This window comes from Streptomyces sp. NRRL F-4489 (genome assembly GCF_001509485.1).
Taxonomy (GTDB): Bacteria; Actinomycetota; Actinomycetes; order Streptomycetales; family Streptomycetaceae; genus Streptomyces.
Genome location: NZ_LLZI01000278.1, coordinates 1 through 12,312 on the forward strand (window position 1 = coordinate 1; position 12,312 = coordinate 12,312).

At 68.4% G+C, this 12,312-nt stretch carries 10 protein-coding genes; 6 read left to right on the plus strand and 4 right to left on the minus strand.

Annotation, left to right across the window (positions count from 1 at the left end; translation table 11 throughout):
* Positions 1-132 precede the first annotated feature (132 nt).
* Positions 133-405, plus strand: a complete 273-nt coding sequence (locus tag ADL22_RS30835; RefSeq protein WP_066987386.1) for a hypothetical protein — start codon at positions 133-135, stop codon at positions 403-405.
* 172 nt (positions 406-577) lie between these two features.
* Here ADL22_RS30835 and ADL22_RS30840 read toward each other — a convergent pair whose 3' ends face one another.
* The 3 genes from ADL22_RS30840 to ADL22_RS35575 form a co-directional block, all read right to left on the minus strand.
* Entirely contained in the window at positions 578-862 is a 285-nt protein-coding gene (locus tag ADL22_RS30840) for a helix-turn-helix transcriptional regulator (protein WP_066987389.1), read from the minus strand.
* Positions 859-1,626 (minus strand): hypothetical protein, encoded by a 768-nt coding sequence (locus ADL22_RS30845; RefSeq protein ID WP_066987392.1) that lies wholly within the window; start codon positions 1,624-1,626, stop codon positions 859-861. Before ADL22_RS30845 ends, ADL22_RS30840 begins: the two co-directional genes overlap by 4 nt.
* 282 nt (positions 1,627-1,908) lie before the next feature.
* Entirely contained in the window at positions 1,909-2,061 is a 153-nt protein-coding gene (locus ADL22_RS35575) for a hypothetical protein (RefSeq protein WP_159048748.1), read from the minus strand.
* A 309-nt stretch (positions 2,062-2,370) separates the two neighbouring features.
* Between ADL22_RS35575 and ADL22_RS30850 the strand changes: the two genes are divergently transcribed.
* Both ADL22_RS30850 and ADL22_RS30855 read left to right on the plus strand, forming a co-directional pair.
* On the plus strand, positions 2,371-2,994 hold the full coding sequence (locus ADL22_RS30850; protein ID WP_159048749.1) for a winged helix-turn-helix domain-containing protein: 624 nt from the start codon (positions 2,371-2,373) through the stop codon (positions 2,992-2,994).
* Positions 2,991-5,132, plus strand: coding sequence for a tetratricopeptide repeat protein (locus ADL22_RS30855; RefSeq protein ID WP_066987398.1), 2,142 nt, complete (start codon positions 2,991-2,993; stop codon positions 5,130-5,132). Before ADL22_RS30850 ends, ADL22_RS30855 begins: the two co-directional genes overlap by 4 nt.
* An 18-nt stretch (positions 5,133-5,150) precedes the next feature.
* Here the strand turns inward: ADL22_RS30855 and ADL22_RS30860 are convergent, their stop codons facing one another.
* Positions 5,151-6,176 (minus strand): serine/threonine protein kinase, encoded by a 1,026-nt coding sequence (locus tag ADL22_RS30860; protein WP_079064564.1) that lies wholly within the window; start codon positions 6,174-6,176, stop codon positions 5,151-5,153.
* On the opposite strand from ADL22_RS30860, the gene ADL22_RS30865 reads away from it, so the two are divergent.
* From ADL22_RS30865 to ADL22_RS30875, 3 genes are read left to right on the plus strand one after another with little or no spacing between them, the layout of a single operon-like run.
* Complete coding sequence (locus ADL22_RS30865; RefSeq protein ID WP_234430921.1) at positions 6,175-7,623, plus strand: PD-(D/E)XK nuclease family protein; 1,449 nt, start codon at positions 6,175-6,177, stop codon at positions 7,621-7,623. The two genes, ADL22_RS30860 and ADL22_RS30865, sit on opposite strands and share 2 nt — an antisense overlap.
* A complete protein-coding gene (locus tag ADL22_RS30870) occupies positions 7,620-8,756 on the plus strand; it encodes an HU-CCDC81 and SPOR domain-containing protein (protein WP_066987406.1) in 1,137 nt (378 codons plus the stop codon). The genes ADL22_RS30865 and ADL22_RS30870 overlap by 4 nt, the downstream gene beginning before the upstream one ends.
* 13 nt (positions 8,757-8,769) lie before the next feature.
* Entirely contained in the window at positions 8,770-12,303 is a 3,534-nt protein-coding gene (locus ADL22_RS30875) for a hypothetical protein (protein ID WP_107116448.1), read from the plus strand.
* Positions 12,304-12,312: the final 9 nt, after the last annotated feature.

Genomic DNA, 12,312 nt, shown 5'->3' on the forward strand with positions numbered 1-12,312 from the left:
CCCCCTGACCCCCTCGGCCCACGGCCGCCCGCACCCCTCCAAATCCCTCCTCACCAGGGGCTTTTGTCAGTCCCCACCGCTAAAATAGAAAGCACCAAGTGAGGGTTCACCAAGCTCCAGGAGGTCCGCCGGATGGCCGTCGCCACACCCATGACCACACCCCTCCCGGCCCACCCGCTCCCCAAGAAACCGCTCCCCGCCGGCTGGCCCCGCGAGCGGTACGAATCCCACAACCGCCGCCTCAAGGCCATGCGCCTGGCCATAGCCCTCCTCGACACCGGCACCTACCGCCCCGAGCACGCCACCAACACCAAAATCCGCACCACCGCCCACGCCATAGGCGTCCACCACCCCTCCGACACCACCTGCCGCCTGGTCCGCGCCCTGATCTACGACAACTGCTGAGCGGCACAGCCCGAGGACCGGCCGGCTTGGACGCCTTGCGTCCGGGCCGGCCGGCCCGATCCAGGCCGGGACACCGGTGGGGCCCCACCCGGAACGAGTGGGGCCCTTGCCGCGATGAAGCGATCGGCGCGGAGTGTTCCTCAGGCGTCATATGAGGAGCGCGACACGTTCCTCATACGTCACCGTCCCGTTCCGCGGCCATGCCCGCTTCCAGGTCGACCGCGTACACCGGTCGCTCCTCGATCCCCAGTACCCGCATCAAAGGGGTCGTCGGTACCCGGAAGCGGCCACCTACCCGCACCACCGGGCAGGGGAACACGCCCCGGTGGATCAGCCGATAGGCGGTTTGCCGGCAGATTCCGAGCGCCCGGGCCGCCGTGCGCAGGTCGATCGCCACAGGCAGATCGAATACCTCAGTGAACGTCAGAGGGCCGTGACCCGGGTCCGAGCCGCTCACGAGCGCCTCCCGTGCGGCCGCAGCGACAGGGTTCCGATCCGTCGCCGGCCACCCGTGCGACGGGCTTGCCGGACCACGTCATGGAGGTCCAGGCGCCCGGCCAGCATGCCGAGTCGCTCTCCTTCGAGCCGCTCTGCCCGGGAGGTGAAACGGAGCTCGGCGCGCAGCCCGGCCGGCCCCGGGAGCGGCAGGATCTCCAGGTCGAGGTCCTCAAGGGCCTGCTCGTCGGTTTCGCCGTACACGGTGGTTCCGGGGTGGCCGTGCCGCGTAGCGGCGGCCTCGATATCGGCCGACGGGATGCTCCGGCTTCCGGAGCGCGCGAACCGCCACGCACTGCTGCGCGCCGCTCGGGCCAACTCGTCGATGGCGCCCGGGAAATCAGGGTGGACGGTGGTCAGTCGTTCAAGGAACGCGAGGATCATCTCGCTTTCGAGGTCCAACGGGTCCACACGCAGCCGTGTGGCAATCCGGCGGACGGTGCCGGTCAGGCGGGGCAGGGCGAGCCAGATGAGCAGGAGCTGCCACGGGCTGCCGGAAGTCGCGTCGGCCTGTGCGGCTCGAATGGCCGCCTGCCAGATCGGAGCGGCGAGTGACGCGTCCGCCTGGTCGCCGTACAGGGCCTGCTTCGCCTGGGTCGGGCAGAGCGTCATGGGCTCGCTCCCCGGCTGACGGGAGACGCCCAGGGCCAGGTGCTCGGTGGCCTGCGGCTGGGCGAAGTGGGCCGTGACGGCGGCGAACGCGCCGCCGGAATTTACCGGTGCCAAGAGATGTCCTCTCTCGAACGTGTGGCGTGCCAGAGTCGGCGTGGAGGTGGGGGATGGGCGCGGTGCCGGTCCGCGTTCGGCCACGGCGAAATGGGACGAAGTGGTCGTGAGTCCCACGCGCCTCAGATTTGGACGGCTGGAGACACGAGCAGCGAGGTTGCCTCAGCTGTTTTTGCAGCGGTATGTGGGCGCCCACGGAACGCTCGTGCCGAGGAGGGGGTGCCCGCCGGACGGCGGGCACCCGGAAAGCGGCCTGCGGCGCAGAAGCGCCTGCGGCCTTTCCTAGACCGAGTCGCTCTCGGTCTCGGTGGGCGTGGCGGCCGGCGGGGCCTCCGGGGTCGCCTTCGGCCGCTTCGGCAGGCTCGGCGTCTTGCCTCCCCGGATCGACGAGGAGCGCAACCGGCCCCCTCGCCCCTTGTTGCGTCGCTGGTTCATGCGGATTCTCCTTCGTGCTCGTGCCGAGCCGCACGACGTCGTCGCCGGCTCGAACGGTGGATGCGAACGGCTCCTTTTATCGGGAGCAGCTGGGCCGTTGACGGCTTGCAGTGTCCGCCTCCGGGGCCCGGCTGACAGCAATGCTGCCGCGCTCCGCCCTCGGGCGCTCGGCCTGATCTGAGGGGAATATGAAGCCAATATGAAGCGCGCGGATGCACTCAGGTGTGAGCGTGCCGGCGACTGCGCACGGATACAGGGGCCGTGTCGGAACGGCGGCCGAGGGCCGTCACGGGAGGTGGGGAAGAGATCGTGGAGGGGTTCGTACTCGGTCCGGTCAAAGCTGTTGTCCCTGGTCACGGCGGTGTGGAGGGCGCCTCGAAGCTGGCCGGCCTCTTCGCTCTCTTCGTGCTCTCGCCCGGACACCGAGTGGAGCGTGACGAGATCGCGGCCCACGTCTGGCCGGAGGGAGGCGCCAGCGATAACGTCATCAGCCGCCAGCTGTCGTATCTGAGGGAAAGTCTCGGCGGACGCGTTGGGCGCATGAAGTCGGGCGCATGTTCGATGGATCTGTCGGATAGCCGCATCGACTACCTCATCTCTCGCGAAGAAGCACACAGGGCCCGTGGGATGAACGCCTTTGCGCGCTTCCATGGCCTGTGCGGGGCACGTGAGAAGTGGTCCCCCGGCGGGCCGTTGCAGGGCCTCCCCGGGCGCACTTTCGAACGGCGACGGGCCGAACTCCGCGAGGAATGGGGCGTCTTGATGATCGACTGCTTGGCCGCCGCGTGGGAGATTCGTGAGGACGAATGGCTGCTCAAAGAGACCGAAGACTTCATGGAGCGGTTCCCGGACAACTGGGCATACGGTGAGCGGATTTTTACTACCGATTACTGGCGACAGCTGCGAAGTCCTCGCAGGCGGCCAGGAAAATGATCAGGGAGTACAAGGCTCGACGCGGCTGTCCCAAACTCCCGGAACTCGACCAGGCATTCCGCGACATCACCCGAGGGGTGTTCCGTGCCCGACCGGCCCCGGAGAAACCCCAGCACCTGATACCGCGCCAGCTTCCGCCGGCGGACCGCGAGGTGATCGGCCAGGACGGCGTATTCACTTCGCTGCGCCAGTACATCGCGCAGCGGCGGGCCGAGGGCAAAGGGGCGGTGATCCTGCTGACCGGCATGGCGGGCGTAGGGAAAAGCGCGGTGGCGAACCATCTCTGCCGGAGTGTGGAAGGCGACTTCCCCGGTGGCACTCTCTACGCGAGCCTGAACGGCTTCTCTGGTGAAGGCACGAGTCCGGCTGAACCGCGGCAGATTCTCAGCCGGTTCCTGTCCGATCTCGGCATGCAGACCCAGGCGACCGATGCCGAGGCGCTCAGTGGCGCCCTACGGTCCCGGCTGGCGACGCGTTCCGTCGTCCTGCTGCTGGACGACGCCGCCCAGTCCGGCCAGGTGCTGCCGCTGCTGCCCGGTACCGGCACCTCCGTCGTCGTCATCACCAGCAGAAACCAACTTCCGGACCTCACCACCCGGAAGGACGTGTACGTCTGCCGCATCGAGCCGTTGGACTGCGAGTCCGCGGCGGAAATCGTCTCCGCGGGAATGTCGGGGAGCACACGAGAGAAATGCCGCCCCTCCGTCGACAAGCTGGTCGAGCTGTGCGGCCGGCTGCCCTTGGCGCTCTCGGTCCTCGCCAAGCCCGTAGGGCGCCGCTCACCCCAAGGCGTCGCCGAGTTGGTCGCGCGGCTGAGCCTGGAGGACAAGAGGCTGGAGGAACTTCACGTGCTCGGCCACGAGCGCTCCGTCCGCCTGGCCCTGGACTATTCCGTCGAAGCGCTCTCGGGAGAAGCCAGAACCCTCCTGTGGCAGATGGCGATCCATCCGGGGCCCAGCATGGACTGGTCAGCCGCGATGGACCTGGGCGGAGCGACGCCTGGCCACGCCGCCGACCGGGCGCTTGACGAACTGATCGACGCGAACCTCGTGGAACGGGCAGCGGACCGGTACCTTCTGCACGATCTGGTCCGCGCTCACGCACGCCACTACGTGTCACCCGAAAGCGACCGGCCGGCCGAGCGGTTGCGGGAGGAGACGGTCCACCGGGTGCTGGCGCACCAGCTGCAGAATGCGGTGGCCTGCGACCGTGTGATCGACCCGCAGCGGAGCCTGCCCATCGACGAGCCACAGGGGCTGCGGATCACCGATCCGGTGTCGGAAGAGGAGGCGATGGCCTACCTCGACGCCGAGTACGAGGTGTGCTTGCAGGGCATCGACCTGGCCCTGCGCGACGATCTCCCTCAGTACGTCTGGTTGCTCTCCATGGCCTTGGTCCCGTACCAGTGGAGGCGCAATCGCCACGCCGACGCCGAGCGCCGGCTGACGGAGGCGGAAGCGGCGTCCCGGGACTGCGCCTCACCCGCTGACCGGGCCATGGTGTACCGCATGCTGGCGGGCAGCCAGCTGAGAGCGGGACGCATCGACCTCGGGCTGCGCAATGCCGAGGCCGCGGTCCGGCTCGGTGACGGGCTGAGCGACCGCGCCGGCCGGCTGGGGTTGGCGCTCTCCCTTCATTTGCGGGCCGTTGGACATCAACGCAAGGGTGATCTCGATACCGCGGAGCAGGGCCACCGGCACGCACTCGATCTGTTCGAGGCATTGGGGGACAGGGCGGGGGCGGCCGCGGCGCTCAATGGCGTCGGCACGGTGCAGTACGGACGTGGTGGATACGACGAGGCGTTGCGTACCTGCGGCGAGGCGCTGCGGATCTTCGAGCTGACGGATGACGCCAACGGCAGGGCGAACGTCCTCACCACCCTGGCCAAGATCCATGCGATCCGCTACGAGCGCGACGAGGCGCTGCGCCTCTACGAGCGGGCCATCGCCATCTACCAGAAATTGAGTTACTGGCCCAACGAAGCCAAGGCCCTGTCGCGGTACGCGCACGTCCTGCTGTCCTCGGGCCGTGTCCAGGAAGCCGTGAAGGCATGGGAACGGGTGGCCATACTGCGGGAGTTCATGGGCGACGAGGAAGGTGTGCAGCAGGCGCTGGCCCAGCTGGAAGGTCTCAGGTGACAGGGAGCCGTCGGCGCATCACAGAGTCGGGCGGCGCGTCCGGTAGTACTCGGTGGGGTCGGGGCGCAGGGGCTTGGCCGGAGGTTTCGAGCCGAGGGCCGGCAGGAGGGGGCGCAGTTGGTCGAAGACCTCCGTTACGCCTTGGGGACGGTTCTGCCGGGCGCGGTCGACCATGCTCAGCGCCAGAGAGCGGAACTCCGGAGGCACCCGCAGCATACGGTCGGGAGGCAGCACGGGGCAGTCAGGTGCGGGGCGCTCGGCCATGCCCGCGTAGGGGAGCTGCATGACGGTCATCTCCAGGAGCATGCAACCGAGCGCGAAGATGTCCGACAAGGGCGTCACGCCGTCGGGGCAGCCGTCGTACTCGTCGGGAGGGACGTAGCCGGGTGTGCCCGAGCCTCTGTCGGTCGGCACGCCGTGAGGCAGCGCGAGGCCCATGTCGATCAGCCAGACCCGCCCGCTCGGATCAAGGATGACGTTCTCCGGCTTGATGTCGCGGTGCACCAACTTCCGCTCGTGGACGCGGTGCAGGATTTCGCACAGCTGGCCGATCACCGAGGCCGCCGTCGAGACCCGCAGCGGGCGCCTGCTGAGCATCGCGTCGTAGAAAGGGACGCCGTCGATGAACTCCAGGACGATGCAGCGGCGTCCACCTCCGACGATGCCCTTGCCCAGGACCTTCGGAATCCCGTCGACCCCTGTGAGCATCTGGGTCATATCGGCTTCCGCTTCGAACTCCTCGCCCGCTTCCTGATAACTGTGCGCCGGCTCGAAAAGGCGCGCCTTCTGGAGCTTGACAGCCACCTGTCGGCCCGTCTCCGTGTCCCGTCCCCGATACAGCTCGCCCTGACCGCCGCAGCCGACCTGGCCGAACACCTCGTAGCGATTCAGTACGAGCTTTCTCTGCTGGTACATGTTCCTGCCTTCCCGGCGCCCGTACATGAGCGCCGTTGCCGCGATGAGAGGAGCGAACGTGGCAGATTCCTGGTCGCCCCCCGATGGGGTGGACAAAGGATCCGAAGTCTTCACGGTGTCCTTGGGCATGTTCAAGGACACCGGTTACCGCTGCCCAGCGGCCGATGCCATGAAAGCGCGTGGCTGCCGGCCCAGGGCGCGGCCGGAGAGCACACGCGAAACCTTGGAGCACTTCGCCTTCGGACCGTTCATGAAGGCTTCGCACGCCTCGGTCCACGACGGACTGCAGCAGTGGACCGCGCACGCCCACGAGCACTACGGCGCGGCCTTCCCGGAAGACCCCGCCTCGCCCATGACCGAGGTGCCCGCCTGGTCCTACCGGTACCAGCTGCCCGAACCCGACCAGCGGGGAGCACGTGAGTACCGCATCACCGTATGGGGTCGGTGCCTCCGGTCACCCGACGGTACGCGGCGCGAACTGCGTCTCCCCGTCAATCGGATCAAGGACGCGGAGCCCCATCGGGGCCATGTCGCGGCGGCGGCTCTGGCCACCGCGGAAGGCATTCCCGGACCGCTTCCGGAGCGCGTGCGGATCGTCGAGTTCGCCCTGCTGGACGGCCGTACCCGGACCTTGTTCGAGGGAACGCGGGCGGAGGCCGTCGAACGCTATCGCAAGGGCGGAGGGCCCGAGGCACTGTCCGCCGTGCTGGACGGTCGGGAATTCCGGCCCGGCTCCTCGTGTACGGGCTGCGCGTATCTGGCAGTGTGCCCAGCCCTGCGCAGGGCGCCGGGACTGCTCGGCGTGACAGGTGAGGGACGGCCCCGCCGCACCTGGTCGGTCACCAACGGCCGGAGCTACCGGGCCTGCCCGGCGCGCGACCACATGCGCCGCCTGCACCTGCCGGCCGCCCAGGCCGTCGAGCGCAGCCCTTCGGCCGAGCGGGGCCGCGCCGTGCACGCCTACCTCGCCGAACGCCACGGCCTCCACCGGCCGTGCACGGTTGACGTCCCCGCCCAGTGGGTCCCGGACGGGTTCGAACTCCCCGAGGAAGAACAGCGGCTCGGCGCACTGCTGCTCCGTCGCCATGCCGCGGTCTGCCCGTTGCGATGCGTTCGGGACCGCAGCGCTGTGCGAGTGGAACCCCGGGTGGTCCGCCATGACCCCTTCAGCGACGTTCTCGTGATCGCGGAACCGGACCTCCTCTACCGCGACGGTGACTCGTGGGTGTGGCGTGAGACGAAGACCTCTGCGACGGGCTGGGGCCGGCCCGAAGGCCTGCTGGAGCGCTATCCGCAACTGGCGCTGGCAGCGCTGCTCCTCTCGCGCGGGGACCTGGGGGGCTCGCCCACCCGGGCCCGTATCGAATTGGAGGTGCTTCGGCCGGCCGGAGCGGACCTGGAGATCGTTGATCCCCGTGCTCCGGAGATCCGGGCGGCTGCCGAGGAAACGGTGCGCGGGCTGGTGGCCGACTGGCACCGGGACGACCACTACGCACCCACCCCCGGCGCCGCTTGTACCCGCTGCGAAGTCGCGCGGTGGTGCTCGGCGCGCGCCAATGAGAAGGAGGCCGCTTGAGCTCCCCACCACCGCCCGGCGCGGACGGGCCGTCGGGGACGGATCAAGACAAGGACCTGTTCCTCGGACTGGCAGATGCTCTGACCGTGCTGTCGGAGCACAACAAGCTGAGGTCGTTCTCCTTGCCCTACCCCCGCGAAGCACAGCTCGCACTCGACCGGGTGACCCTGCACTGCGTCAACCACGGCTGGGCGCCGCCGAAGAGCCTTCCCGAGCTGATGTCGTGGTGCACCCGGCGCCCAGCGGCCGACCCGGTGTTCGGTGTCCCTCCGGCTCCGATGACCTATGACGCCCGCTGGATCGATCCGGTAGGTCTGGTGCCGACGCGTACCTGCCTGGAGGTGGCGCCATTGGGGCAGCCGGGACGGGCCGAGCAGGACGCGCTCGACGCGCTGGCGGGTCTGGCGCACAGATGCGGCTCAGCCGACCGGTATCGCCGATGCCGGAAGTTCCTGGCGCACCACCCCGTGGTCACCCAGGAGGACCGGTTCGCACCTGGTTGGAGCGCGGTGGTCTGGAACACGGTCAGGACCCTGTACGAACCGCTTCCCGAGGGGTTGATGGAACGGAAGCTGCTGGCGGTGTGCGGCACGTGCGGGCTGCCGGCCCGCACCCGGGATGATGAGTGGGAGAGCGGGCCCGGGACTTGGTGCGAGGGGGAGGTCTGCCCGCATGGCGTCCGCTTCCGTCTGCTCCGGAGGCCGGGGCACTGCCTGGTGCTTCGACGCAGCCTTCGCGTGTTCCTCGCGGCCTCGTCCCGTACGGAACAGGAAGCGCTGGACGAGCTGGTGCGGATCGGCGCTGATTACCACCTTTTGGAGAACAGTGGGATCGGCGCTTACCGCGTTGCCGGCAGCGGGCTGCGGACCTGTCTCATACAAGCCTGGGACCGGCGGCAGCCTGCCCTCATGGCGGGCCGGGCCGTCACACTCTTCTCCCACACCACCGAGCCCGTCTTGATGGTGGTCCCACGGCGTGCCATGGAGCAGAACGGCTACCGCGCGCTTTTTGACGGCGCACTCAGCCGAGAGTGCCGCGGACGGGTGATCCTCACCACCGCGGATGAGCTGGAGCGCCACTTGCGTCCCCACGACCCACTCTCCAACGAAAAGGGAGAAGGTGCCCATGCGTAGCCTCGCGCGTGGTGTGCACGATGTCATCACACAGCTCCGGCGGTTCGAGCCGAGCGATGCGACGATCGCCTATGAATCCCTCTGCCAGGTGGAGATCGGGCTGCGTCTCCAGGAACGGTTGATGCCCGGGACCCCGGCTGCGCATGCCTGGGTCCTCTTCAGCGGCTATCCCTTCGCCCGCGAGTCCGGAATTCCCCTGCCCCCGGACAGCGAGACGGTTCTCCGCGCCGGTCGCTACTCGATGTGGACGCTGCGCAGGCGCCGGGCCTGGCGGGAAGCGCTTGAGCGGTACCAGGGAATCAACGCCGTCCTGCGTGGCTTCGACGTGCCGGATCCGGACCGGCCGGCCCGGCGCCGCCCCCTGTCGGTAGCGGACGACAGATGGGACACGTACGACGAACTGTTGCGCGTCGCACCCCCCTTCGCCGGCAATCGCCCACCAGTGGCAGGACCGGGCCTGCATGCCTTCCCGATCAGCCGCACGATGGCCGTGGTGAACTTGCCCCCCGCACCGCCCGGGGAGCCCGTCCGCCATGACGTCGACGCCTTGCCGCCACGCAAGGGGGAAGCCCTTGCCTTCAGCTTCGAAGAGCTGAAGAAGACGGCGGTCCGCATGGACGCCATACGGAACCGCGACTGGGCCGGCCGGCTCGGCAGGCTCATCCTCTCGGTCAGGACCGAGAACGGGTTCGAGACCGCGAACACGTTCACCGTGGACCGCATCCAGCACCTGCTCGGCATCGTCGGAGCAGGCAAGAGCACCTTGCGGGACATCATCGCCGTCCACCTCGCCACCAGCCCGAAGAAGGGGAGGGTAACCGTGGTCGTCGGCGACGTCGTCGAAGTGCTCAAGCTGGTGAAGCTCTACAACGACTACACCGACGGCGCCGCCGCGCCCATCCTGGGAGCGAACAGCAGGGAGCGGCACGCGCAGCGGCTGCATCGACGGCTCGCCGGTCAGGGCGAACACCGGCTGCTCGCCCATCAGGACCCGGCTTTCGATCATCTCGGAACGTCCTGTGTGGTGAACGCGCTGCGCGGAGGTATGGCCGGGGGAGAGCCGCTGGCCTTCGGCGAGGCGCCCTGCACCCGGCTCCGCCCCGAACGCTCCCGGCAGCGTGAGACCACGCCGGGGCGTCAGGAGTCACGGTGGCAGAGGCAGTCGTTGAGCTGCCCGTACTGGTCCGTGTGCCCACGGCACCACACGTCGCAGAGGCTGGTGGAGGCGGACATCTGGGTTGCGACACCCGCTGCCCTCGTCGACGCCTCCCCGCCCCGCCCGCAGAACGGAGAACGCCTTCGGTACCTGGAATTGGCGTGCCGCCGGAGCGACCTCGTCATTGTGGATGAGGCGGACCGGGTACAGCGGCAGTGGGATGAGACCTTCGCGCCGGCTGTTCCACTCGCCGGCGGCGACGAGGGCGGCTTCATCGACAAGCTGATCGGCCACAAGGTGCGTGAACTCGTGGTCGGAGGCCGAGTGCAGCTGTCCGACCGGGACGTGGAGAACTTCACCGCCGCACTCAACACGGCGCAGACAGCCACCGACCGCTTGTACGCGATGCTCGTCGCCGACCATTCATTGCGGACGTGGGTGCGTATCGGCTACTTCAGCGCGTGGACACTGCAACTGGGCCTCCTCGACGAGCGCTACCGGATCGATGAGGGTGATGAAACGGCGGACAGCGGCCAGGATCGCGCCGAGGAAGCCGACACAACGGAAAGAGCGGAAAGAGAAGCCCTCTGGAACAAGCTGGACGCTTTCCGCGACAATCCTTTCGGTGACCGCTTCCGGTTCACCAAAGAAGACTTCGGTGACCTCACCGGCCTGCTCAATGAGATCCTGCACACCAGCAATCCTGATAACACCAGGCGCCGGGTGGTGCAAGTGATGGACCAGGTGTTCCGGCTGGAGTCCTTCATGCCGCGCAAGCAGCAGGAGTACGAGCGGGAGTACGCCGAGTGGCAGGAAAAGCGGGAGCGCTGGGAGCGCGGCGGGAAGCGGCGCGGAAGGGAACCCCGGCCGCCGCAGACTCCGGAGCAATGGCGCACGGAATTCGCCCAGCACTTCGAATTCACCCTGCTGCTGTGCGCTCTGGAGCCCAAACTCGCTCTGATCAACGCGATGTGGCCGAGGGTGGAGGCGGCCCTCAACCTCGGTTTCAACGCGATGTACAGCAGGCCGGTCGACTACGGGCCGATGGTGCCCGAGGCCCCCATGGGCAACGTCATCGGCTTCAAGTTCCACGTCAAGGGACAGGACGGGGGCGGGGTCCGCAGCGGTGAGCTGACCTTCTTCCGGTGCAGTGGCGTCGGCCGGGAGCTGCTGCGGCAACTGCCCGGTCTGGCCGCGGTCGACGGCCGGCCCGGAGCCCACGTCCTCCTCATGTCGGGCAGCAGCTGGGCGGGAGAGTCCAGCCGCTATCACGTCGCTGTGGAAGTCGGCGCGATCATCAGCCCCCTGCCGAAGGACGAAACCGACCGCGATCGCGTCGCCGAGGAGAGCCTGATGCGTTTCGAATTCATCGAGCATGACGGTGGATTCCTGCACGTTTCCGGTACCGACCCCGTCCACCGGCCGGACAAGCTTCGACACATCGCCACCGTGCTGGGACGGAGTGCGGAGGACGGCGAGGACGAAGGCGGGCCCCTCGAACGCGAATTGCTGAACCTAGAGGACGAACGCGAGCACATCCTGCTCCTGGTCGGCAGTTACGCCGAAGCCCAGATCGTCGCCGACACACTCCACAACCTCAACATCCGTTGGAAAGGCCGGGTACTCCGGCTTGTTTCGGACGATGCGGATCTTGAGGACGACGAGTACGACGACCGCGACGGCGAAGGGCGGCGCGCCCGGGTACTGCGTCGTGGAGATGTGGAGAATCTCAAGGACTGCGACGCCGATATCCTGGTCGCACCCCTGCTCGCGGTCGAACGCGGCCACAACATCCTCAACAAGGACGATGAGGCCGCCATCGGTACGGTGTACTTCCTGGCCCGGCCGAACCCGCACCCGGAGGATCTCTCACTCGCGGTGCACGCGATCAACGACTGGATCGTCCGCAAGCAGGCGAGCGGTGAGTTCGCCCAGTGGGTGCGCAGCGGAGCCACGGTGGCGGACGGCGCCGAAGCAGTCCGGCACAAAGCGCGGTCACGGTGGTACCAGGTGCTGCGACGGAGCATGGCCTGGAGCCGGCTGCGGGACGACCGGGAGCAGGTCACCTGGGACCTGCTCGTCCTGATGTGGCAGGTCATCGGGCGCCTGGTGCGTGGTGGGGTACCGGCCCGGGTGGTCTTCGTGGACTCGGCCTTCACACCTCGGCAGGCCGCCACCCCGCCGCGGCCCGACACCCCCGAGACCAGCCTTCTGCACAGCATCCATGACGTCCTGCGGCCCTACTTCGCCGACGCGGACACCGTCCCGGCACACGACCGGTTCATCGTCCAGGCACTCTACAAGCCGCTCTGGCGGATGCTCGACCGTTGCCTGGCGGAACAGAGCGGCACCGCCCAGGCCGCCACCCACAGCGTGTCCACGCCGGCCTGAACCCGCACG